22 protein-coding genes are annotated in these 22,254 nt (G+C 59.6%); 12 read left to right on the top strand and 10 right to left on the bottom strand.

Features of this window, described 5'->3' with window-relative positions; all coding sequences use genetic code 11:
• Positions 1-11 precede the first annotated feature (11 nt).
• Complete coding sequence (locus tag IE038_RS12710) at positions 12-677, top strand: COG3650 family protein (protein WP_163936631.1); 666 nt, start codon at positions 12-14, stop codon at positions 675-677.
• A 103-nt stretch (positions 678-780) separates the two neighbouring features.
• Complete coding sequence (locus tag IE038_RS12705) at positions 781-2,394, top strand: NAD(P)/FAD-dependent oxidoreductase (protein WP_163936628.1); 1,614 nt, start codon at positions 781-783, stop codon at positions 2,392-2,394.
• Between the two features lie 98 nt (positions 2,395-2,492).
• Here IE038_RS12705 and IE038_RS12700 read toward each other — a convergent pair whose 3' ends face one another.
• Positions 2,493-3,587 carry a PLP-dependent cysteine synthase family protein gene (locus IE038_RS12700; RefSeq protein ID WP_189395722.1) on the bottom strand — a complete coding sequence of 365 codons (1,095 nt, stop codon included), beginning with the start codon at positions 3,585-3,587 and terminating at the stop codon, positions 2,493-2,495.
• A 225-nt stretch (positions 3,588-3,812) separates the two neighbouring features.
• Here IE038_RS12700 and nhaA point away from each other — a divergent pair, with 225 nt between their 5' ends.
• Entirely contained in the window at positions 3,813-4,994 is a 1,182-nt protein-coding gene (gene nhaA / locus IE038_RS12695; protein WP_163936625.1) for a Na+/H+ antiporter NhaA, read from the top strand.
• Between the two features lie 70 nt (positions 4,995-5,064).
• Here nhaA and IE038_RS12690 read toward each other — a convergent pair whose 3' ends face one another.
• The gene (locus tag IE038_RS12690) at positions 5,065-5,529 is read right to left on the bottom strand and encodes an outer membrane lipoprotein (RefSeq protein ID WP_163936622.1); all 465 of its coding nucleotides are present in this window, start codon (positions 5,527-5,529) and stop codon (positions 5,065-5,067) included.
• Positions 5,530-5,681: 152 nt separating this feature from the next.
• Here IE038_RS12690 and IE038_RS12685 point away from each other — a divergent pair, with 152 nt between their 5' ends.
• Complete coding sequence (locus IE038_RS12685) at positions 5,682-5,918, top strand: hypothetical protein (protein WP_163936619.1); 237 nt, start codon at positions 5,682-5,684, stop codon at positions 5,916-5,918.
• Here IE038_RS12685 and pdxH read toward each other — a convergent pair.
• From pdxH to dinG, 5 genes are all read right to left on the bottom strand, one after another.
• Positions 5,915-6,562: a pyridoxamine 5'-phosphate oxidase gene (gene pdxH / locus IE038_RS12680; RefSeq protein ID WP_163936616.1), complete on the bottom strand. Its 648-nt coding sequence runs from the start codon at positions 6,560-6,562 to the stop codon at positions 5,915-5,917. The two genes, IE038_RS12685 and pdxH, sit on opposite strands and share 4 nt — an antisense overlap.
• Positions 6,563-6,580: 18 nt before the next feature.
• On the bottom strand, positions 6,581-7,564 hold the full coding sequence (locus tag IE038_RS12675) for an OmpA family protein (RefSeq protein ID WP_189395721.1): 984 nt from the start codon (positions 7,562-7,564) through the stop codon (positions 6,581-6,583).
• 99 nt (positions 7,565-7,663) lie between these two features.
• Complete coding sequence (locus tag IE038_RS12670; RefSeq protein ID WP_189395720.1) at positions 7,664-8,809, bottom strand: serine hydrolase domain-containing protein; 1,146 nt, start codon at positions 8,807-8,809, stop codon at positions 7,664-7,666.
• Positions 8,810-8,959: 150 nt separating this feature from the next.
• Positions 8,960-11,158, bottom strand: coding sequence for a beta-galactosidase (locus tag IE038_RS12665; RefSeq protein WP_189395719.1), 2,199 nt, complete (start codon positions 11,156-11,158; stop codon positions 8,960-8,962).
• Between the two features lie 81 nt (positions 11,159-11,239).
• Positions 11,240-13,384, bottom strand: coding sequence for an ATP-dependent DNA helicase DinG (gene dinG / locus IE038_RS12660; RefSeq protein WP_163936613.1), 2,145 nt, complete (start codon positions 13,382-13,384; stop codon positions 11,240-11,242).
• A gap of 97 nt (positions 13,385-13,481) precedes the next feature.
• Here dinG and IE038_RS12655 point away from each other — a divergent pair, with 97 nt between their 5' ends.
• Positions 13,482-13,946, top strand: coding sequence for a CopD family protein (locus IE038_RS12655; RefSeq protein WP_163936610.1), 465 nt, complete (start codon positions 13,482-13,484; stop codon positions 13,944-13,946).
• A gap of 77 nt (positions 13,947-14,023) precedes the next feature.
• On the opposite strand, the gene IE038_RS12650 is transcribed toward IE038_RS12655, so the two are convergent.
• The 3 genes from IE038_RS12650 to IE038_RS12640 all read right to left on the bottom strand — a co-directional run bounded on the left by IE038_RS12650 (position 14,024) and on the right by IE038_RS12640 (position 15,933).
• The gene (locus IE038_RS12650) at positions 14,024-14,782 is read right to left on the bottom strand and encodes a collagen-like protein (RefSeq protein WP_189395718.1); all 759 of its coding nucleotides are present in this window, start codon (positions 14,780-14,782) and stop codon (positions 14,024-14,026) included.
• Positions 14,775-15,050 carry a DUF1145 domain-containing protein gene (locus tag IE038_RS12645; protein ID WP_163936607.1) on the bottom strand — a complete coding sequence of 92 codons (276 nt, stop codon included), beginning with the start codon at positions 15,048-15,050 and terminating at the stop codon, positions 14,775-14,777. Before IE038_RS12645 ends, IE038_RS12650 begins: the two co-directional genes overlap by 8 nt.
• A 196-nt stretch (positions 15,051-15,246) precedes the next feature.
• Complete coding sequence (locus IE038_RS12640; RefSeq protein ID WP_163936604.1) at positions 15,247-15,933, bottom strand: PA1041 family peptidoglycan-binding anchor lipoprotein; 687 nt, start codon at positions 15,931-15,933, stop codon at positions 15,247-15,249.
• Positions 15,934-16,059: 126 nt separating this feature from the next.
• On the opposite strand from IE038_RS12640, the gene IE038_RS12635 reads away from it, so the two are divergent.
• The 7 genes from IE038_RS12635 (at position 16,060) to IE038_RS12605 (ending at position 22,217) form a co-directional block, all read left to right on the top strand.
• On the top strand, positions 16,060-16,554 hold the full coding sequence (locus tag IE038_RS12635; protein ID WP_163936602.1) for a DUF6231 family protein: 495 nt from the start codon (positions 16,060-16,062) through the stop codon (positions 16,552-16,554).
• A 4-nt stretch (positions 16,555-16,558) separates the two neighbouring features.
• The gene (locus IE038_RS12630; RefSeq protein ID WP_163936599.1) at positions 16,559-17,035 is read left to right on the top strand and encodes a YchJ family protein; all 477 of its coding nucleotides are present in this window, start codon (positions 16,559-16,561) and stop codon (positions 17,033-17,035) included.
• A 4-nt stretch (positions 17,036-17,039) separates the two neighbouring features.
• Positions 17,040-17,513: an LEA/WHy family protein gene (locus IE038_RS12625; protein WP_163936596.1), complete on the top strand. Its 474-nt coding sequence runs from the start codon at positions 17,040-17,042 to the stop codon at positions 17,511-17,513.
• 5 nt (positions 17,514-17,518) lie between these two features.
• Positions 17,519-17,722, top strand: coding sequence for an SEC-C metal-binding domain-containing protein (locus IE038_RS12620; RefSeq protein ID WP_083199829.1), 204 nt, complete (start codon positions 17,519-17,521; stop codon positions 17,720-17,722).
• Between the two features lie 126 nt (positions 17,723-17,848).
• Positions 17,849-18,493 carry a glutathione binding-like protein gene (locus tag IE038_RS12615; RefSeq protein WP_163936593.1) on the top strand — a complete coding sequence of 215 codons (645 nt, stop codon included), beginning with the start codon at positions 17,849-17,851 and terminating at the stop codon, positions 18,491-18,493.
• 113 nt (positions 18,494-18,606) lie between these two features.
• The gene (locus IE038_RS12610) at positions 18,607-21,048 is read left to right on the top strand and encodes a penicillin acylase family protein (RefSeq protein ID WP_163936590.1); all 2,442 of its coding nucleotides are present in this window, start codon (positions 18,607-18,609) and stop codon (positions 21,046-21,048) included.
• Positions 21,049-21,434: 386 nt separating this feature from the next.
• Entirely contained in the window at positions 21,435-22,217 is a 783-nt protein-coding gene (locus tag IE038_RS12605; RefSeq protein ID WP_163936587.1) for a transporter substrate-binding domain-containing protein, read from the top strand.
• Positions 22,218-22,254 lie beyond the last annotated feature (37 nt).

The following is a 22,254-nucleotide window of genomic DNA, read 5'->3' as shown; positions in this document are numbered from 1 at the left end:
GAGCTCTTTCGATGCGTGTCGCCCCTTCCCTGTTGTTAGCCGCCCTGCTGCCGTTGTTCGCCGGTTGCCAGATGTTTGCCGAGAAGACCTCGGTCTCTACGGCGGGGATGACCCGTCTGCAGGGTGAGCTCAAGGCCGAGGGCGGCAAACTGCTGTTCCAACCCTGTGAGGAACACCGCCGCTTTGTGATTCAGGACAGCGGCAACACCAGCCTGTTGCAGGAGGCCGCTACCCTGGCCAGCAAGCCCGGCGTACTGTTCGCCGACGTGCGCGGTACGCTCAGTACCAGCAACGGCAACGATGGCCAGTTCAACGTACACCAGCTGTACCGGGTCGAGCGCTCCAACAGCGCCTGCAGTGATCCCAACTTCAAGCGCCTGACCTTGCGTGCCAGCGGCCATGAACCGGACTGGAGCGTAAAGGTCAGTGGCAAAGGCATGGTGCTTGATCGCCCTCAGGAAGCATCCCTGGCGCTGCCTTACCTGGAAGAGCAACTGCCCGATGGTCGCTTCAACCTGAGTAGCGAAGCCAATGGTCAACGCGTTGAGCTGTGGGTTGCACCACAACGTTGCGTCGATAGCGCGACAGGCGCTGTACAGCACCTGAGCGCAGAACTGCGTATCAACGGCAAGACGTTGCGTGGCTGTGGTTACTACGGCGGTTCACGCAACGACTGACCATCGGCGCGTTTATCCTGCCTGAAGCACTGATGAAAGGCTTATACTTGGCGGTTTGTGCAAAGCTGCCGGCCCTTCCATGGCCGGGATACTGGACCCTGTCATGCTACGAATCACTGAACTGAAGTTGCCGCTGGACCATACTGACGAAGCCCTGCGCGAAGCCATTGTGCAACGCCTGGGCATCAGCGATGACCAGTTGCTGGACTTCACCCTGTTCAAGCGCAGCTACGATGCGCGCAAGAAGAACACCGAGCTGTTGTTCATCTACACCATCGACCTGAACGTGCGTGACGAAGCCGCGCTGCTGCACACGTTCGCCGATGACCGCAATATCGGCCCCGCCCCGGATGTCAGCTACAAGCCGGTAGGCCAAGCCCCTGAAGGCCTGACCGAACGCCCGATCGTAGTGGGCTTCGGCCCCTGCGGGATTTTTGCTGGCCTGCTGCTGGCCCAGATGGGCTTCAAGCCGATTATCCTCGAACGCGGCAAGGAAGTACGCCAGCGCACCAAGGATACCTGGGGCCTGTGGCGTAAAAGCGTGCTCAACCCTGAGTCCAACGTGCAGTTTGGCGAGGGCGGTGCCGGGACCTTCTCCGACGGCAAGCTCTACAGCCAGATCAAGGACCCGCATCACCACGGCCGCAAAGTGCTGAACGAGTTCATCAAGGCCGGCGCACCAGAAGAGATCCTTTACGTCAGCAAGCCGCACATCGGTACGTTCCGCCTGACCGGCATGGTCGAAAACATGCGTCATGAAATTCAGGCGCTCGGTGGCGAGGTTCGTTTCGAGCAGAAGGTCACCGACCTGCTGATCGAAAACGATCAACTGCAGGGTGTGGTACTGGAAAACGGCGAACAGTTGCATTCCCGGCATGTGGTTCTGGCCCTCGGCCACAGTGCCCGCGACACCTTCCGTATGCTGCACGCCCGTGGTGTGTTCATGGAGGCCAAGCCGTTTTCGATCGGCTTCCGTATCGAGCACCCACAATCGCTGATCGACAAGGCTCGATTGGGCAAATACGCCGGTCACCCGAAGCTCGGGGCAGCCGATTACAAACTGGTTCACCACGCCAAGAATGGCCGTTCGGTCTACAGCTTCTGCATGTGCCCAGGTGGCACCGTCGTGGCAGCGACCAGCGAGCCGGGCCGCGTGGTCACCAACGGCATGAGCCAGTACTCGCGCAATGAGCGCAATGCCAACTCCGGCATTGTCGTGGGTATCACCCCCGAACAGGACTACCCAGGTGGCCCGCTGGCCGGTATTGAGCTGCAGGAACGCCTGGAAGCGCACGCCTATGTACTGGGTGGCAGCAACTACCAGGCACCCGCACAACTGGTCGGTGACTTTGTCGCCGGTCGCCCTTCTACCGCGCTGGGCAGCGTCGAGCCGTCCTACAAGCCAGGTGTAAGCCTGGGCGACCTGGCGCCAAGCCTGCCGGACTTCGCCATCGAGGCGATCCGCGAAGCCCTGCCTGCCTTCGACCGTCAAATCAAAGGCTACAACCTGCACGATGCCGTGCTCACCGGGATCGAGACGCGTACGTCCTCGCCGCTGCGGATCACCCGTGGTGCGGACCTGCAGAGCCTGAACATCAAAGGCCTGTACCCGGCCGGTGAAGGCGCCGGTTATGCGGGCGGGATTCTCTCTGCCGGCGTCGACGGTATTCGTATCGCCGAAGCCGTAGCGCGGCAGATGCTGGGCCTCAACGACTGATCCGATCTGTCGGCGCCTGCACGCAGCGTGTAGGTGCCGATATTGCCTGGGTGCCGTCAGCGCTGTACGCGGCACCCAGGTTTCCAGCCGTTCGGGCTCTACAGACCCGCATGCAACACGCTTTCCGGTAGTGCCTCTGCACGCTCTGCGCAGGCAGCCACGGCCGCAATCAAACTGTCAAGCTGATACCCCTGCCCGCTCAACCAGTCCTGATCGTAATACGTGGTGGCATAGCGCTCACCGCTGTCACACAGAATGGCAACGATCGATCCAGACTCCCCGGCAGCCTTCATATGCTGCGCCGCCGCCAACGCACCGATCAGGTTGGTCCCGCTGGAACCGCCGACATGTCGGCCAAGACGTTGCGCCAGGTAATGCATGGCCGCCAGCGACAGGGCATCCGGCACCTTGACCATGGCGTCAATCACCTGCGGCAGAAACGATGCTTCAACCCGTGGCCGACCTATGCCTTCGATGCGCGAACCGCACTCCAATCGCAACGCGCGATCACCGCTGCAGTAACTATCAAAGAACACCGAACGCTCGGCATCGGCACACAGCACCCGGGTGGCATGCTGGCGGTAGCGCACATACCGCCCTAGCGTCGCGGTGGTACCGCCGGTTCCCGGGCTGGAAATCAGCCAGGCAGGCTCTGCATACCGCTCAAAACGCATCTGGGTAAAGATCGACTCGGCAATGTTGTTGTTCGCCCGCCAGTCAGTGGCACGCTCCGCATAGGTGAACTGGTCCATGAAATGTCCGCCGCTTTCCCTGGCCAGGCGCTCAGACTCCGCATAGATCTGCGTGGGGTCCTGCACCAGATGGCTCTTGCCACCGTAAAAGGCGATCTGGGCGATCTTTTCCTGGGAGGTACTGGCAGGCATTACAGCAATGAACGGCAGCCCCAGGAGCCGGGCAAAATAGGCTTCAGAAATCGCCGTGGACCCACTGGATGCCTCGATAACCGGCGCATCGGGGCGTAGCCAGCCATTGCACAGGGCATACAAGAACAACGAGCGGGCCAATCGGTGCTTGAGGCTGCCGGTCGGATGGCTGGATTCGTCCTTGAAATACAGCTCAACGCCTGGAAATCCCGGCAGTGGCAAAGGAATCAAATGAGTATCAGCACTACGCTGAAAGTCTGCTTCAATGACTCGAATGGCTTCACGCGCCCACTGACGTTGGTTGCTCATACTGGATTCTCATGGGTTGTGGTCAATGACCCCAATGGGTCATAAGGAAAATTCCTACAGGACAGACAGATACGGCTGCACTCAAATTTCCGACCCGACTGCTAGGCTGGCCGTCCTAATGCTGAGCAACAGCTTATAACAAAAAAGAATATAATTTTTGTTCTAATGCCTAAGCTCACAGGTTAGGGTGACCCCCTTTTTCGAATTTCAGGATGGAGAGCGACCTTGCCTCTGCGTAGCACTTTCACTCGTTTCTTTCAGTTGGAAGCTGCCAGCGGTCTATTGCTGATTGCTGCAGCCGCCCTGGCACTTATCGTCAACAACTCACCCCTGTCCTTTCTCTACAATGGACTGCTGGAGGTTCCTGTCGTTGTCCAGATCGGCGCGCTGAAAATCGCCAAGCCGCTGCTATTGTGGATCAACGATGGGCTGATGGCGCTGTTCTTCCTGCTCATTGGCCTTGAGGTCAAGCGCGAGCTGGTTGATGGACACCTGTCCAAACCTTCGCAGGTGGTACTGCCCGGCGCAGCTGCGATTGGCGGCATGGTTGTACCCGCGTTGATCTACTGGTTCCTGAACAAGGATAACCCGGCTGCCGTGGCAGGCTGGGCTATCCCTACCGCGACCGACATCGCCTTCGCCCTGGGTGTGCTCGCGCTGCTCGGCAAACGGGTACCGGTATCGCTCAAGCTGTTCCTGATGACCCTCGCGATCATCGATGACCTCGGCGCGATCATCGTTATCGCCCTGTTCTACTCCGGTGAATTGTCGAGCCTGTCGCTGATGCTGGCGGGCGCCTGCCTGCTGACGCTGATCGCGATGAACCGGCTGGGTGTCATCAAGCTTGGGCCCTACATGATCGTTGGCCTGATCCTCTGGGTCTGCGTACTCAAGAGTGGTGTACATGCCACGCTGGCAGGCGTAACGCTGGCACTGTGTATCCCACTGCGTACGAAGAATGCCGAACCGTCTCCCCTGCTGAACCTGGAACATGCCCTGCATCCATGGGTCGCATTCGGTATCCTGCCGCTGTTTGCCTTCGCCAACGCAGGCGTTTCGCTAGCTGGCGTCACAGTAGAAAGCTTCACCCATCACGTGCCTATGGGCATCGCCATCGGCTTGCTGCTGGGCAAGACCGTTGGTGTATTCGGCCTGACCTGGATCGCAGTGAAAACCGGCCTGGCGGCCTTGCCGACTGGCGCCAACTGGGGGCAGGTTCTGGGCGTGGCGATTCTGTGCGGGATAGGCTTCACCATGAGCCTGTTCGTCGGCTCACTGGCGTTTGAACCCGGTAGCAGCGAATTTGCGGGGATGGACCGGATGGGTATCCTGACCGGCTCGATACTCGCTGCACTGATCGGCTATGCGATCACTGCAATGGCCAGCCGCAAGACCATCACTGCCTGAAGCGCGCAGGTAACAAAAAACCCCGATCGGCCAAGCCGCGTCGGGGTTTTATTTTGTAAACGCCAAGGTATCAGCGGGTCACTCGACTCGTGCCGTTGACGGTCATGATACGTACACGATCACCCACACGGAAAATCTCGTTTTCCTGAACCTGTTGCACATAGGCGCGCATGCTGCCGTCATCCTCACGCACGGTGATTTCCACACCCTGCGTACGCGTAATACCCTCTTCAGCTGCAGAACCGAGCAGGCCGCCGGCAACTGCGCCAATCACAGCGGCAACCACGCTACCACGGCCACCTCCAACACCACTGCCAGCTACGCCACCAACGATGGCACCAGCGCCGCCACCGATAGGGGTCTTGGTGCCTTCGATTTTCACCGGACGCAGGGACTCAATGGTACCCATGCGCACGGTCTGCACACGCCGAGCCTCATCACGGGAGTAGGAGTCACCGGTCAGGCTGGACGCACAACCACCCAGAAGCATCGACAGGGCGGTCACGGACGCTACCAGCAGAACAGATTTACGCATAGGATCATCTCCAAAAGACAGGTTTCCATTAAACTCCGCGCGTTGACAGCTGTCACGACAGCGGCAGTATAAAATTGCTTTCATACAGCTTCCGTGCAGGCGGTACATCGACGCGGCCTGTGAAAAACTGTTTTTACTGCGCAAGGATAGACATGGATTACTTCATCATCGCGGCCACTACCGTCGCGGGCTTGTACTTCCACTGGTGGCTCTACGTCCGCATCAAGCGCTGGTCGGACCGCGACCTGGCCCTCTCCTTGGCAGGCAGCGATCCATTGAAGCGTGAATACATGCTACAGCGGTTGGACAGTGCCAAAGCCCAGAAGGTCAAACGCCGGGACCTGGCAGCCTGGCTGGAACGCGAAGCTGCCGGATATCAGGCGGGTTAAGGCGCCAGACGCTCACGCACCCAGTTGCCATTCACCAAACGGTAGTTGAGGCGATCATGCAAACGGCTTGGACGTCCCTGCCAAAACTCAATGCGATCAGGCAGCAAACGGTAGCCCCCCCAATGCTCAGGGCAATGCGGCTGGCTGTCGCTGAAACGCTGCTCGGTATCCTTGAGCAGCGCTTCGAGCTCTGCACGGTCTGCAATCACCTGGCTCTGCGGTGAGGCCCAGGCCCCCAGGCGACTGCCCAGAGGGCGAACCTGGTAGTACGCATCAGACTCCTGTGGCGACACCTTGACCACCTTGCCTTCAATCCGTACCTGACGTTCCAGGGCAGGCCAAAAGAAGGTCATGGCACCATAGGGGTTGTACAGCAACTGCATGCCCTTGGCGCTGTCATAGTTGGTGAAGAAGGTGAAGCCCTGCTCATCCAGCCCCTTGAGCAACAACACACGGCAATGTGGACGGCCATCTGCATCGACCGTCGCCAAGGTCATGGCGTTGGCCTCTACAGGAGGCTGTTCGGTTTTAACCGCTTCAGCGAACCATTGGTGGAACAGAACGAAAGGCTCGCTCGGTGCCTGAGCTTCGGCCAATCCATCACGGGTGTAGTCGCGGCGCATATCCGCCAGGGTCTGGGTCATAGCAGCGTTCCTTGACGATCAGTTGGACTTCGCAGTGCCGGCGGCAGCAACATCCTTCGCCGCCGGTGCTTTCTTGGTCACAGGCTTGGTTGCGGCCTTGGTGACTGCAGCTTTCTTCTTCGCTGCGGTGTTCTTCGCCGCGACGGTTTTCTTCGCCGCAACAGCTTTCTTGGCCGGGGTCTTGCTGGATGGCTTGGCGGCGGCCTTGGCCGGTGCCTTGGCATCTTGTACCGCAACCAGCTCAGCCGGGCTTGGCGCTGGTTGATTGTACTTGCTGAGCAATGCCAGCATGGTGTCTTGTGGGGTCAACAGCATTTCCACCCGGCGATTCAGTGAACGGCCTTTCTGGTTGTCATTGGCCGCACGCGGCATCACCGAACCCATGCCACGCAGCATCAACCGATCACGTTGCAGGCCGCTGAGACGGAAAATCGCCGCCACCGCCTGTGCACGCTCCTGGCTCAGTTTCTGGTTAGCCACCGTGGCACCGCCAGTATCACCATGCCCCACTACCAAAACAGCTGTTTTCGGATCGGCCTCAATGACCTTGGCCACCTTGGTAATCGGTCCTAGCGTGACCGGCAGCAGCATTGCCGGACGGTCGGGGTTGAACGAACTATCAACCGGCGCGGTGATGACCAACGCATTGTCGCGACGTTCCAGCTCGAATTTGCTGTCCTTGATCGCCTCACGCAAGCGCGGCTCATAGTTGTCGAGCCATGCTTGAGCCACCTTCGGGTCAGGCATCTTCGACACTTTAGGTGCATCTACCTTCTTGCTATCGCCAAATGGCCACCACCAGTGGCTCTCACTTTCAGACTTGGCGTCGGCCTTGGCCACTTTCTCATCGATCGCTTTTTTCACATCTTGATCAGCAGCCTTTTCGCTACCACCAAATGACCACCACGCAGGATCGTTTTTCGCCGAAGCGTTCTGCGGGTGCTGAGCGCAACCGGTTACGGCAAGGCATAGGGCAAGCGCGAGCGTTTTATGAGAGTACATCAACGATACACCGTAAAAAGGATTAAGAATCGGCCGATACAACGGGCCGTTGGAAAGCAGAATAAGCAATGGGTTCCAGCAGTTGGTCGACATCACCAGTCATAGGCAGGTCGCGAGCACCTGTACAAGTTTCTGGGCACGCGGGTCCATCAACACATAGGGGCCCAGGGTGTTGGTGACGAAGCCAAAGGCAACATCGTATTCAGGGTCGGCAAAGCCAACCGAACCACCCGCGCCCGGGTGTCCGAACGCCCTGCGTCCGAGGCCAAAGGTAGCATTGGGTACGTCTGGTTGATCCAGCATCACACCCAGGCCGAACCGGGTCTGCGTCAGCAAGGTCAGGTCCTGGCCGATGCTGTGCTCACGGATCAACTCATCCAGCAGCTCAGCCTCAAGCAGACTGCCCTCCAGCAAACCGGTATAGAAACCGGCCAGGCTTCTGGCATTGCCATGACCATTGGCCGCTGGCTGCTGCATACGGCGCCACTCTGGCTTGTTGGTGCTGGTGAGCACCGAAGGCGGGTTGGTAAATGCTCGCGTCGATAATGCCTGGGGCTCGCGCATGGTCACGTGCAGCAGGCGCTGGGCCGCTTCATCCCCCATCACGCCTTTGCCACGGGCGACGTGAGCAACGCGGTAAAATTCTTCATCGGCCAAGCCGATGTGAAAATCCAGACCCAGTGGCCGTGCGGTACGTGCAATGATCGAGGTACCCGGCTCCCGACCATCAACGCGGCGAATCAACTCGCCAACCAACCAGCCGAACGTAATCGCGGCATAGCCATGGGCAGTCCCAGGCGTCCACCAGGGGGCTTCGGCGGCTAGCGTATCGACCATTGTCTGCCAGTTGTACAACGCTTCGGCAGACAGCAACTCGCGGATGGCAGGCAGCCCGGCTTGATGACAAAGCAACTGGCGCAGGGTGATGGCTTCTTTACCTGCTGCAGCGAACTCAGGCCAGTAGCGCGCCACTGGCGCGTCGAGCTGCAACTTGCCCTCACCGACCAGTTGCAGTGCAGTCACGGCGGTAAAGGCCTTGGTGCAGGAGAACACGTTGGCGATGGTGTCGCTGTGCCAGGCTTGCTCACCGTTCTTGTCAGCGCTACCGGCCCATAGGTCGACCACCGTCTCCCCGCCGACCTGAATACACAGTGCTGCGCCACGCTCCTGAGGATCGTCGAACAAGCCGGCAAAGGCTTCGCGTACTGCTTCGAACTGAAGTTCGTAATGACCCTGAATCTGCACCCGCCGACTCCCTGCACAACCCGTGTTCTAAATGGCGTGCATTGTTCCAGCCTGACGCCGATTTGGGAACAGATAGCTGGCGAATGGTTGCGTGAGACAATGCCGCTCAGATCGGCTCCTGCAGCAACCGCAGGAGCCGAGCATTGAAGCCTACTTGGCGAGTTGTTCCTGAACCTGCAGGTTGGCCTTGCGTACGGCACCGATAAAACCCTGGAACGGTACATCGGTAATGCCGACCAGACCAAAGTGACCATTCTCACCGTCGAGCAAACGTCCGCTGGCCGGCTGGTCCATGTATTGGAACCAGTGCGCGCCAACAATCATGGGCTCGGCCAATGCTGCCTTGAGGAAGTTCGCATAGGCAGGACCGCGGTCTTCTTCCCGTGCGACCTCCATCGGTCCGGGCCAAAACGGCCCACGGTCCCGTGAGCCGAACTGGAACTCGGACACCAGTACCGGCTTGTCCAGCGCCTTGAGCTGAGTGAAGTCGTAGCCATCTTGAGGCTTGGGCGTGTAGAAATTGAAACTGACCACGTCACAGTATTCAGCACAGGCCGCGACCGCCTCTGGGCTGCTCACGGCATAACGCCCACCCAACAGCAGATGATTGGGTGCATGCCAGTTCAACGCATCGTCGATCGTCTTGAAATAGGTTTGCGCAAATACCTTCTGGAAGTACTGGTAGTCCGCTTCTATCTCGGGGTGTTCCGGATTAGGCAGAGGCGCCTCGAACCCTGGGTCTTCCATGAGTTCCCAAGCTGTCAGCTGGATACCCCAGGCCTTTGAGAGGCCTTCCTGGTTGCGATACTTGTCACGAAGCTGCTTGAGAAATGCGCGCTTGGCGGCTACGTCCGTAGTTTGGCGCAACGTACCGAACGCCAAGGCATAGCGGGCCTTCGGATCGTCGCCTGGTGCAGCCCAGGCCAGTTCGTTATCCGCGAAGTAACCGATCAACCAGGGATCATCCCGGTGATCACGCGCCGCGATGGCCACTGCGCGCTCGGTAGCCATCGCAAAACGCGGATCAAACGGGTCGGGCATGGCTCCCCACCAGTCCATCCCGGTGCTGATACTGCTGTAATCGCCCACGATGGACAGCGGCAACGTGTAAGGCACACGGTTCGCCTGCCCCAGCACGGGGTCGCTCCAATTACCCAGGGTGTTGAAACCCCAGGCCTGTAAACGGTCGAGGGTATGGGACTGCCAGCGCTTGGCATCGACACTTACAGCAGGGCACTTACTGGCGTCGGCGCAGGGCTGGCCATAGCTGCGCTCAAGGTTCGCGGCATAAAAATCGAACCAGCGCCCTTGATCGAACGCGCGACCACGTGAAGAACCGTTACCGTCGTGATTGTTCCCCTCACCATAGAAGGATGCCAGCCGCTCTTGGCCTTGCGGCAGGTTCAAAAACATCGACTCACGCCCCTCGACATAGGTACGACCACCCTCTGCTGCCACGGTGTTGACGCCTAACGAGTAGAACGGATGACCTTCAGGCGTGACCAGGTACCAACGGCCGTCGCGCTTCTCGGTACGAAAGAAGCCCTTGGCGTCAAAGGACAGCCCACCTTTCCAGCCACCATACGTATCCAGCGGCAACTTGGCACGCTCAGCCAGCCACGCCTTGAGCTGCTGCTGCTCCTTGGCCGCTGCGCTACGCAGTTGCTCGTCACTGGTCACCTTTTCAGGCCAGCGACCACGACTGAACTGGCCATAGCCATCGATGATGCCGGTGTAAGCGGCCTTTTGCAGTTGATCATCATCCTGTATGCCGAAACGCTCGACGAACAGGCTTTGAGCGACATTGGGCTTGGTCATCGACAAGGTCACCGATACCACCTGCGAGAGGTCCAGTTCGCCCGCGCTGCTGGTCAATAACACGCGTTGCCCTTCATGCACCCATGGCATCGGCGGGCCGGCACGCATGCCCTGGCTCAGCGGTGAACTGGCCTTGAGCGGCACCCATACGGTCTGTGCAGGTCCGGCCGGTACGTCAACGCGACTGGTGAGGGTCTTGCCATCGCTGCTCTGGATCGTGACATCCAGCGTCAGCGCCCAGTCCATTGCGCTTTGCAGGCGCAAGGTCATGGCACTCGCGCTTGACCAGTCCCAGGCGCCCGTCTGCGGGCTTAGACGCAGGCTCGGCCGCTGCACCGGGTTAAACACCACACGTCGAAGCACCTCGCCTTCGGCCGTTTGCTCCGCGTTGTACTGCGGCAGGCTGGCATCCTCAGTCGCAACCTGGACCACGGCGGTCGGACGAACGAAGTTGAACAGCGTCTGTTGTCCGGCCAGCAGCGGCTGGGCGAACAACAGGGCGAATACAGCAGGCAGGGTGCGGCGAAGCATAAGGCTGGAGCTCTCCTTGATGGCCCGGACGGGCCTTGATCTCACTGATAGACAACGCCCAGACACATTAAGCTCCGGGCGTCAGGAAATTTCCCGGCGAAACGGTGGCAATGCATTGAGAATAGCCTTGCCATAGCGTTGGGTGACCACGCGACGGTCAAGCAGGGTAATAGTGCCGCGGTCCTCCTCGGTACGCAGCAGACGACCGCAGGCCTGAATCAGGCGCAAGGACGCATCCGGGACGGCAATTTCCATGAACGGATTACCGCCACGCGCCTCGATCCATTCTGCCAACGCAGCTTCAACCGGGTCATCCGGTACGGCGAAGGGAATCTTGGCGATGACCACGTGCTCGCAATAAGCCCCCGGCAGGTCGACACCTTCGGCAAAGCTGGCCAGGCCAAACAGCACACTGGAGTCACCATCATCGACGCGCGCCTTGTGCTTGTTCAAGGTCTCCTGCTTGGACAGGTTGCCCTGGATAAACACCTGTTTGCGCCAGTCGCGGTCCAGGCCGTCGAAGACGTCCTGCATCTGTTTACGCGACGAAAACAGTACCAACGAACCACGCGAACCTTCGACCAATGCTGGCAGATCGCGAATGATCGCGGCGGTATGAGCAGCGGCATCGCGTGGGTCAGCGCGCAAATCGGGCACGCGCAGCACGCCCGCATCGACATGATGGAACGGGCTGGGCACTACCGCAGTCACCGCAGCCTTGGGTAAACCTGCACGCATTCGGAAACGGTCGAACTTACCCAGGGCGGTCAGGGTGGCGGAGGTAACCAGTGCGCCATGGGCCACGCTCCAGAGGTTGCGCCGGAGCATTTCGGCGGCAAGGATCGGGCTGGCGTTAACCTCGATATCAAACAATGCACCGCTTTCGGCCAACGTCAGCCACCGCGCCATCGGCGGGCTGTCCTCGGGGTCTTCGGCGGTAAAGGCGGTCCACAGTTCCCAGTTGCCCTGAGCGCGCATCAACAAGCTGCCGAACAGCGGGTACCACTCTTCAGCCTGATGGCTGGCGATGCCAATGTTCACCTCACCATCCATGCCCTCCTTGAGCAACTCGGTCAGGCGGGTGAACAGGTCGTTCAAGCGCGAAAAGCCTTTCTTCAGCTCGATACCCATTTCCCGCATGTGCTCAGGCACCACACCTGCCACAAAACGGTGACGGGGGCGCTCACGGCCCTCCATGTCTTCACCGGCGCGGAAATCGGCCAGTTGCTCGCAGGCAGTGAACATGAACTGTTGCTGCGTCTTGATCTCTCGCGCCAGCTCCGGCACCTGTTCGATCAACTTGCCGAGGTCGCCCGGCAGCGGATGCTGGGCCAACAGTTTGGTGAGGTTCTTGGCCGTTTGCTCCAGCCAATCGGCGGTGGAGCGCAAGCGCGTATAGTGTGCGAAATGGCCAATGGCCTTGTCCGGCAGGTGGTGACCTTCGTCGAAGACATAAATGGTGTCACGCGGATCAGGCAACACCGCACCACCACCCAACGCCAGATCGGCCAGGACCATGTCGTGGTTGGTGACGATGACATCGACCTTGCCCATGCCTTCACGGGCCTTGTAGAAGGTACATTGCTGGAAGTTCGGGCAATGTCGACCGGTGCATTGGCTGTGGTCGGTGGTCAACCGTGCCCAGTCCTGATCTTCCAGGGCCTGAGGCCAACTGTCGCGGTCACCGTCCCACCTATTGCCGGCAAGTTTCTCGATCATGCTGGTGAAGAGCTTCTGGCTGGCTTCGTCCACCTCGATCTTGAAGCCTTCTTCCTCGAACAACTGGGCCGTCGCCGACTGTGCATGGCCTTCCTGCAACAGCAGATCAAGTTTGGACAGGCACAGGTAACGCCCGCGCCCCTTGGCCAGGGCGAAGCTGAAGTTCAGGCCACTGTTACGCATCAGGTCCGGCAGGTCCTTGAATACGATTTGCTCCTGCAGGGCAACCGTGGCGGTGGCAATCACCAGACGCTTGCCGGCAGCCTTGGCCGCTGGAATCGAGGCGAGGCTATAGGCCACGGTTTTACCCGTACCAGTGCCGGCCTCGACCGCTACCACTGCCGGGTCGCCGCTGCGTCGCCCTTCATCGTCGCAATCGATGTCGCCCAATACCTTGGCGACTTCTGCAATCATCAGACGCTGACCGTAGCGCGGCTTGAGGCTCTTGGCTTCGAGAAAACGCGAGTAGGCGCCCTGAATTTGGGATTTGAGTTCGTTGCTGATCATGGTGTCGGGGCGCCCGAAGGGCTGGATATATTTTCAGTGTTTCGATTGGGCCGCTATCATAACCCGCTATTGCCCTTTGCGCTGAACGGAGTTCCCGATGACCGCCTTTGCTATCCCCTACAGCCTGCATGTTCTGGCCGCCCTGGTCTGGGTCGGCGGCATGTTCTTCGCCTGGCTGGTACTGCGGCCGGCCGCCGTTGCAGCCCTGGATGGCCCTGCTCGCTTGCGCCTCTGGGTAGAAGTGTTTCAGCGTTTTTTCGTATGGGTCTGGGTTGCCGTGGCCGTGCTGGTGATTAGTGGCATGGGTATGCTGCACCTGCGCTTTGCCGGTTTTGAAGCAGCGCCACGTTATGTGCAGGTGATGATTGGCGGGTTTATCGCCATGTTGGCGCTGTTTATTCGTATCCAGACGTTACTGCTGCCCGCACTGCGCAAGGCCGTACAGGCTGAGGACTGGTCGGCAGGTGCCGGTGTGCTGGGGCGGATTCGCCGACTGGTAGGCGTAAACCTGCTGCTGGGCCTAGCCGTAGTCGCAGTGGCCTCTTCACGCCTGCTGGCGTGATCTCTCAAGGCTGATCGGCAGGCGGCGAACGCACCAGCGATTCAGACGCTGCGTACTTGCCGCCCCTGCCGAGTTTGTTACAAGCGCTTCAGTGTCAACGCGCCTGCGGCGCCAGCCAGACCAGGCTGGCCTGGTACACCAGGTTTACCGGTAGCGCCCCCCTGGGTACGGTAGACAAAGCACCCTTTGCTCGCCCCGCCTTTTCCCGGTTTACCGGCAGCCCCTGCCAGGCCCGGTGCGCCACCATCCACCCGCACCTTGATCTGAGCCTCGGGGTAGCTGGCTGGCAATGCCAACAGCACACGCCCGCCTGATGCGCCGTCATGGCCATCACCACCATTCTGGCCGTTCGCCCCAGGCTCAGCCTGCCCCCAGGTGCAGCCACCGGCCTTGCCATTGGCGCCATCAAGCCCGACATACCCCGGCGCACCAGCACCACCGCGAGCGTCGATCGATAATTGCGCCGCCTGCAAGCGATGCAGATGCAACTCCAGGTCACGTCCCGGCATGGCGGCTTTTTCGAATGTCCCGGGGGCACCGTGGGCAAGGATCTGACTGCCATCCGCCAACTCGGCAGCGCCAGCTTCAATGCGTAGCGCCTGCTCAGCCGGTACAACGGCAATCCGCGCTTCTCGGCCCAAACGCAACGCGCCAACATTCAGTTCGGTCAAACTGGCCGGCAACAGCAAGGTCCCGTAGTCCGCCACATCCAGGCGCTCCAGCTGAACCACACTGCTTTTGTTGGGCAGACGCAGTACCGAATGAGCCCCGACACTCAGGCTCTCTGCCATTGCCAATGGGCTGACCAATGTCAGCAACACCATTAATTTACGCATGACCTGCCTCCTGGCGCGGTGCCGGTATTGATTGGATGTGGAAAATACCGACAAGCAGGATCTGCAGACGGTCGAACCAACGGTGGCTGCGCTCACGCAGAAGACGGTTGAACATCAGCACTTCCAGCACATGCAATGCCAACACTGTCGCCCCGGCGGCGTTGATCAACAGATGGAAGGGCTTTTCCGCAGGACTCAGCAGATTCAACACCACCACCCACCAGAACACCACCGTCAAGGCCTTACCCAGGCCCCAGAACACCTTCATACGCGCCCGCCCCTCTCTACCTGTTCTTTTTATTGGCAATACCAAGACCTCAATCCCTCGGTATCGCCTGCAACAGTAACGCCGCCTCCCGACTTGCGCCAGAGGGTAGCGCCATCGGAAATGAGCCTGTATTCGCGCTGACACAGCGACAACGACAGGTCCACGGCACTTCCCGAACCGTGGACCTGAGAGAGGCTTAGCGCTCGATCCGGATTTCCACCCGGCGATTCATGCTGCGGCCATCTTCCGTTTTGTTATCCGCCACTGGCTGGCTTTCACCGGCGCCCTGCACAGATACAAAACTACTGCGCGGCACACCACGCTCAACCAGGTAATCGGTCACGGAATGGGCACGGCGCTCGGACAGTTTCTGGTTGTAGGCATCGCTGCCGACACTGTCGGTATGCCCGGTCACGCTCAGCCTGGCACCCGGAGCCTCGCTTTTCAGACGACTGGCAACCTTGTCCAGGTGCATTTTGTCAGCGGCGGTAAGCTTGGCTGAGTTGAACATGAAGCGAACATCCCGGATAACGATCACCTCTTCCTTGACCACTACCGGCTGCTGAACTACCGGCGCAGGTGGGCATCCGTTAGCATCAACCTGAACGCCGCGTGGTGTACCCGGGCACTTGTCGCGGCTATCCGGTACACCGTCATGGTCTTCATCACCGTCACCATGGGACCAGCAGTAACCGGCTGCCAGGCCGCCACCGAGCAACGCGCCCCAGCCTGCCCAGCTGGAACTCTCGATCGCACCCAACGCCGCGCCACCGACGCCCCCGACGGCTGCACACTTAGGCCAGTCGGTTTTTTGCAAACCTGCACAACCAGTCAACACGCTGGTTAGCAGAACCAGAGGTAATGCTGTGCGTACTATGCTCATTTGATGCGTCTCCTCGGGGAATCGGTGCAAAACCGATGCTCAATTGAGTAAAGACCGCACACCCCAACTCCGCCAGCAATAAGCCATGACTCAGTGTAGTCTTGGATTATTGATTGAGGACCTCTAATGACCGAGAGCTTTTCCAAACGTACACCCCAGCAGGCCCTGGCGGCGCTGCTGGAACGCCAGGCACCGCAACGTTTACTCGTCGTGGGGAGCCGTTTCCCCGCCCTGGACGCTTTCGCGCAAGCCCACCCACACGCCGACATTCAGGTCGCCAAGCCCGGACCACTGCCGCTTGAGCTGGCCTCGCAACGCTTTGATCTCGCGCTGCTGGTCGATTGCCTGGAGCATTTGCCCAGGCGTCAGGGCCTGGAACTCCTGGGGGGCATCCGCAACCTCAACGCCAGTCGGGTTGCAGTATTGGCCGATCTGCCAGCATGCGACTGGAAAGACACCGACTTCTTCGCCCTGGCCCTCCAGGCCAGTGAACGATTCCAACGCGACGAGCAAGTGTTGAGCCTGTTCACCTATGATCTACGAGAATACAAGCAGGTTCCGGACTGGCTGAACGCCAAGTTCTGGGCCAACCCACAGAATTTCGGAAAGTACTGGTGGTAAAGCAATGAGTGTCACGGTTTGTCCCTGTGGCAGCGGCAACCTGCTGGATGCCTGCTGCGGCCACTATCACGCAGGCTCGCCGGCCCCTGATGCGCAGACGTTGATGCGTTCGCGCTACAGCGCCTATGTATTGGGGTTGATCGATTACCTGGTAGCAACCACCCTGCCCGCTCAACAAGCAGGCCTGGACCGCAATGCTATTGCCGAGTGGAGTACACAAAGCACCTGGCTGGGGCTGGACGTTGAGTCTGCGGAGGTCTTTGGCGGGCAACCAGAACATGCCTTCGTAACCTTCACTGCGCGCTGGCATGACAGTGCCGGTGAACACGCCCATCGCGAGCGCTCGGCGTTTGTACAGAACAAGGGGACCTGGTACTTCATCGACCCGACAGTGGGGTTGAAAGCCGGGCGTAACGACCCTTGCCCCTGCGCCAGTGGGCAGAAGTTCAAGAAGTGCTGTGCCAGCTATCTAGGAAGCTAGCCTGATGCCTATTCGAACCAGCCTGATGCTGATAAGCCTTCTTCTATTGAGTGGCTGTGCGAGCTGGTTCGGTAGCCCCTACCAAGACCCCGAGGTTCATCTGGTCAAGGTCGAGACGATCAAGGCCCGCCTGCTGCAACAAGAATTCATGCTGCATTTCCGCATCGACAACCCCAACGATTCCCGCCTGCTGGTCAGGGCACTGCGCTACAAGGTGCAGTTGAATGACCTCACGCTGGCTGAAGGCGAGTCTGATCAATGGGTCAATGTGGCAGCTCACAGTCACAAGACGTTCAAGGTGCCAATAAGGACCAACCTCTGGGAACACCTCAAGGACGTCGTAAAACTGCTGAAGCATCCCGACCGACCTATCCATTACCGACTGGATGGCGACCTGAGCAGCGGTTTTTTCTGGCCACGCAGCCTGCACTTATCACGCAGTGGTGAGATAATTCCCGGCGATTTTATTCCGGAGTAACCGCAATGACCCAGCAACCTCATGTTCATGGCCCCGATTGCAACCACGATCATGACCATCACCACGATCACGACCATGGTCATGTCCATGGCCCGCACTGCAACCATGCACCGCAAGAACCTGTTCGCAATGCACTGAAGGACGTTGGCCGTAACGACCCATGCCCGTGCGGCAGCAACAAAAAATTCAAGAAGTGCCACGGGGCCTGAGGCCAGCCGTATAGATCCGCGCTACATCGAGGTCGCACCTTGTGATATCCATAAGGCGACCGCTGCGCCCACGCGCAGTGTGGAGGCAGCGATACTGTCGCTGCCGAACCCTCGACGGAGCGTGCCATGATCGACCTGTATTACTGGACCACCCCCAACGGCCACAAAATCACCCTGTTTCTTGAAGAAACCGGGCTGCCCTACCGTATTCACCCGATCAATATCGGCAAAGGCGAACAGTTCGCTGCCGACTTCCTGAAAATCGCCCCGAACAACCGTATCCCGGCGATCGTCGACAATGATCCGGCCGACCATCAGGCGCCACTGTCGCTGTTCGAGTCCGGCGCCATCCTGCTCTACCTTGCCGAGAAAACCGGGCATTTCCTGCCCAAGGATCTGCGTGGACGTCAGGAGGCCTTGCAGTGGCTGTTCTGGCAAATGGGCGGTTTGGGCCCAATGGCCGGCCAGAATCACCACTTCAGCCGGTTCGCTCCAGAGAAAATCCCCTATGCAATCAAACGCTATGTAGATGAGACCGCACGCCTTTACGGCGTCCTGAACAAACGCCTGGCCGACCGTCCGTTCGTCGCCGGAACCGAATACACCATCGCCGACATGGCCATCTATCCGTGGATCGTCTCCCATCAGTGGCAGAGCCAGAACCTCGATGACTTCCCGGCACTCAAGGACTGGTTCGAGCGTATCAAGGCGCGTCCCGCCACTCAGCGTGCCTATGCCTTGGTCGAAAAGATCAACCCACCGCAGCCCTGAGGTGCAGGCAAGGGGGCCCGCGATTGAAATAAAGGCGGCCCCCCGCTTGCATGGTGTGATTGTGCTCACTAACGTAGCGCCTTTCCGCCGCCATACCCTGCAGGAGCCTTGCCATGGCCTCGCCAGCCTTACCCCCTTTTCTTCCCCGATTCGGCGTTGCCGCAGCGATACTCGGGCTGCTCAGCCTCGGCGGCTGCCAAATGGGCGGCTACCACGACAGCGTACCGCCGACCACGGGTGTACAGCCTCTCAAGGGCCTGGCGCAGAACGTTTCGGTGCGGCGCAATGCCATGGGCATGCCGCTGATCGAGAGCAGCACCTTCCATGACGCACTCTTCGCCCTGGGCTACGTGCAGGCCGGCGACCGGATCGGTCAGATGGTTGACATGCGCTTGCTGGCTCAGGGGCGCCTTGCAGAAATGGCCGGTCCAGACGCATTGGAAGTTGACCGCCTGATGCGTGCCGTCAATTTGAAGAAGAGTGCCAACCAGCTCTACGCCGACGCATCACCACGCCTCAAACGCTTCTTTGAGGTGTACGCGCGCGGGGTCAACGCCTACCTGTTCCGCTACCGCGACAAGTTGCCAGCCCCGTTGGCACAGAGCGGCTACCGTCCGGAGTACTGGAAGCCGGAAGATTCGGCGCTGATTTTCTGCCTCTACAACTTCAGCCAATCGGTGAACCTGCAAGAAGAACTCGCGGCCCTGGTGCTGGCGCAGAAAGTCGGCAACGACAAGCTGGCGTGGCTGCTGCCGAACTATCCGGATGAACCACTTCCACACGCAGAAGCCGACAAACTCAGCGGGCTGAACCTGAGCACCCAACTGCCTAACCTGCCTGCACTCAACGCCTTGAGCCAACAGTTGGCTGCGTTCAACCTGCTTGGCGCCCCCGGTTCCAGCAACTGGGCCATTGCCGCCCCGCATAGTCGCAGTGGCAAGAGCCTGCTGGCCAGTGATAGCCAAGGTGCATGGGCCATGAGCCCAGTGCAAATCCGCGCACCGAAGTACCAGGCCGCCGGCTTCACCCTTGCAGGACTCCCACTGGTACTCTCTGGGTTCAACGGCAAGCTGGCCTGGAGCACCAGTGCGGTCATGGGCGATAACCAGGACCTGTTCCTGGAAAAAATCCGCAGAGAAGGGGGCCGCCTGCTCTATCAGGCGGACGGAAAATGGCAACCTGCCATGGCCCGCAACGAAACCTTCTTTATCAAGGGCCAGCGTCCTGTTCGCGAAACCCTGTATGACACGCGTCATGGCGGGCTGCTCAGCCCAGCCCAGAACGCTGGCCTCGCCCTTGCCCTGCAAATGCCGGAACTGAAAGGCGACAAAAGCCTGGATGCGTTCTTCGACCTGTCGCGCAAGGCCAATGTCGAAGGCGCCTTTGAAGCCAGCCGCGAGATGGGTGCTCCTGCACTGAACCTGGTGTTTGCCGACGCCAACAATATCGGCTGGCAGGTCACCGGCCATTTCCCCAACCGCCGTGATGGCCAGGGGCTGCTGCCTTCGCCCGGCTGGGAAAGTCGTTACGACTGGGACGGTTATGCCGACCCGATGCTCCACCCCTATGACCAGGACCCGCCTCAGGGCTGGCTGGGCAATGCCAACCAGCGCAGCGTACCGCGCGGTTACGGCATGCAACTGTCCAACACCTGGTACTACCCCGAGCGCGCTGAGCGCCTGGCGCAAATGGCAGCCAACGGCAAACATGACAGCCGTAGCCTGATAACCATGCAGAACGACCAGACCACCTTGTTCGCGGCGAAGCTCAAAAGCATGTTCCAGGCACCAGGCATGGCCCAGCCATTGAAACAGGCCATCGACGCCCTGCCTCAGGATCAACGCGCCAAGGCCCGTGAAGCATACGACCGCTTGATGGCCTTTGATGGCCGACTGAGCGCTACGTCGGCAGACGCAGCGCTGTACCAATTGTTCCTGCAGGAAAGTGCCCGACTGACCTTCCTCGATGAATTGGGCCCGGAAACCGGTGCCGCCTGGCAAGCCTTTGTCAGCAACGCCCGGCTTTCCTACTCGGCACAGGCCGATCATTTGCTCGGACGTGATGACAGCCCATTCTGGGATGACCACAACACTGCACAGAAAGAGGACAAACCGACGATTCTCGCCCGTAGCCTGGTAGCGGCAATCAACCTCGGTGAACGCCAAATGGGTGGCGACCACCGTACCTGGCAATGGGGCACGTTGCATCAGTACCGCTGGCCGGTCGCCAGCTTCCATGGCCTGGGCGATACGCTCAACCGTAGCTCGCAGGCCGTGGGCGGAGACCACACCACGCTGAACAGCTCAGCCTATGCCTGGGGCCAGGACTTCAATGCTCGCCTGATGCCGTCCATGCGCATGGTGGTGGATTTTGGCTTGCCAGAACCCCTGCAAGGGATCAGTAGCAGCGGGCAGTCGGGTAACCCTGTCAGCAGCCACTTTGCCGACGGACTGGATGCCTGGTTCAAAGGCCGCTACGTCAGCTTCCCGATGCAGACACAAAACTTCGAGCGCGCCTATGGCAGCAAACGTCTGACCTTGGTGCCGGGTCGATAACCTCGTAACAGCCTTGCGCCCATGCCTCAGTCATGGGCGCATCCGACCCATCCGCTACTGCGAAACCGGGGCCAGCCAGGCCCCAGCCTTGCCTCTGATACCCACCCAAAGAACGTCACGGGTTGGCCTACTCCGGGAAAGCGGCCGACGCACGCTATTGAGGCCTGAAGGCAACCGCCTCGCGCCTTCGGTGCGTCGGACACGCGCGCCTTTGTTCGTCTCTTGAGCGCCCAAGGCGCGACCATCGCCTTATGGCCGGCCAAATTCGGCGACTGCTCATGCCATGCGCAATTATGGTGCGATATTTGCTATCACATTGATGTCTCACTTCGGCCGGTAACGGTCGTGACACATTCAAAGCACTCATCGGACGCAAGGACAACACAATGAAAAAAGCATGGCTGACGCTTTCCGCACTTGCATTGTGCCTGACCGCCAACGCCGCTATGGCCAAGGACTACAAGGAGCTGCGCTTCGGCGTCGACCCTTCCTACGCACCATTTGAATCCAAGGCCGCTGATGGCAGCCTGGTGGGTTTCGATATTGACCTGGGCAATGCGATTTGCGCGGAACTAAAAGTCAAATGCAAGTGGGTTGAAAGTGACTTCGACGGCATGATTCCAGGCCTCAAGGCCAACAAGTTCGACGGTGTGATTTCGTCAATGACGGTCACTCCCGCCAGGCAAAAGGCCATCGACTTCTCTGATGAACTGTTCTCTGGCCCAACCTCGCTGGTCTTCAAAAAAGGCGCAGGCCTGAGCACCGACCCGGCCTCTCTGGCCGGCAAGACAGTCGGCTATGAACAAGGCACCATTCAGGAAGCCTATGCCAAAGCGGTACTGGACAAGGCCGGGGTCAAGACCCAGGCCTATCAGAACCAGGATCAGGTTTACGCCGACTTGATCTCTGGGCGACTCGACGCCTCGATCCAGGACATGTTGCAGGCTGAACTCGGTTTCCTGAAGACGCCACAGGGCAGCGGCTACGAAGTCAGCAAGCCAGTCGACAGCGAACTGCTCCCAGCCAAGACAGCGATTGGTATCCGCAAAGGTAACAGCGAACTGCAAACCCTGCTGAACAAGGGTATCAAAGCGTTACACGATGATGGCACCTACGAAAAACTGCAGAAAAAGCACTTTGGCGATCTGAACCTGTACAGCGGCAAGTAACCCCTGGAAGCCGACCTTGCCAGGATCACTCGCCAGG

Origin of the sequence: Pseudomonas laurentiana, assembly GCF_014648275.1 — a bacterium.
GTDB lineage: Bacteria > Pseudomonadota > Gammaproteobacteria > Pseudomonadales > Pseudomonadaceae > Aquipseudomonas > Aquipseudomonas laurentiana.
The sequence above is the reverse complement of the archived record's forward strand: the minus strand, read 5'-3'. Positions and strand labels throughout refer to the sequence as shown.

Coding starts and splice junctions, on each gene's coding strand:
- IE038_RS12665 (WP_189395719.1), bottom strand. CDS start 11,158: ATGCTTCGCCGCACCCTGCCTGCTGTATTCGCCCTGTTGTTCGCCCAG.
- IE038_RS12650 (WP_189395718.1), bottom strand. CDS start 14,782: ATGCGTAAATTAATGGTGTTGCTGACATTGGTCAGCCCATTGGCAATG.
- IE038_RS12645 (WP_163936607.1), bottom strand. CDS start 15,050: ATGAAGGTGTTCTGGGGCCTGGGTAAGGCCTTGACGGTGGTGTTCTGG.
- IE038_RS12655 (WP_163936610.1), top strand. CDS start 13,482: ATGACCGCCTTTGCTATCCCCTACAGCCTGCATGTTCTGGCCGCCCTG.
- IE038_RS12610 (WP_163936590.1), top strand. CDS start 18,607: ATGGCCTCGCCAGCCTTACCCCCTTTTCTTCCCCGATTCGGCGTTGCC.
- IE038_RS12710 (WP_163936631.1), top strand. CDS start 12: ATGCGTGTCGCCCCTTCCCTGTTGTTAGCCGCCCTGCTGCCGTTGTTC.
- IE038_RS12705 (WP_163936628.1), top strand. CDS start 781: ATGCTACGAATCACTGAACTGAAGTTGCCGCTGGACCATACTGACGAA.
- IE038_RS12620 (WP_083199829.1), top strand. CDS start 17,519: ATGACCCAGCAACCTCATGTTCATGGCCCCGATTGCAACCACGATCAT.
- IE038_RS12625 (WP_163936596.1), top strand. CDS start 17,040: ATGCCTATTCGAACCAGCCTGATGCTGATAAGCCTTCTTCTATTGAGT.
- IE038_RS12675 (WP_189395721.1), bottom strand. CDS start 7,564: ATGTACTCTCATAAAACGCTCGCGCTTGCCCTATGCCTTGCCGTAACC.
- IE038_RS12605 (WP_163936587.1), top strand. CDS start 21,435: ATGAAAAAAGCATGGCTGACGCTTTCCGCACTTGCATTGTGCCTGACC.
- IE038_RS12700 (WP_189395722.1), bottom strand. CDS start 3,587: ATGAGCAACCAACGTCAGTGGGCGCGTGAAGCCATTCGAGTCATTGAA.
- pdxH (WP_163936616.1), bottom strand. CDS start 6,562: ATGACCCAGACCCTGGCGGATATGCGCCGCGACTACACCCGTGATGGA.
- IE038_RS12640 (WP_163936604.1), bottom strand. CDS start 15,933: ATGAGCATAGTACGCACAGCATTACCTCTGGTTCTGCTAACCAGCGTG.
- dinG (WP_163936613.1), bottom strand. CDS start 13,384: ATGATCAGCAACGAACTCAAATCCCAAATTCAGGGCGCCTACTCGCGT.
- IE038_RS12690 (WP_163936622.1), bottom strand. CDS start 5,529: ATGCGTAAATCTGTTCTGCTGGTAGCGTCCGTGACCGCCCTGTCGATG.
- IE038_RS12630 (WP_163936599.1), top strand. CDS start 16,559: ATGAGTGTCACGGTTTGTCCCTGTGGCAGCGGCAACCTGCTGGATGCC.
- IE038_RS12635 (WP_163936602.1), top strand. CDS start 16,060: ATGACCGAGAGCTTTTCCAAACGTACACCCCAGCAGGCCCTGGCGGCG.
- IE038_RS12685 (WP_163936619.1), top strand. CDS start 5,682: ATGGATTACTTCATCATCGCGGCCACTACCGTCGCGGGCTTGTACTTC.
- IE038_RS12615 (WP_163936593.1), top strand. CDS start 17,849: ATGATCGACCTGTATTACTGGACCACCCCCAACGGCCACAAAATCACC.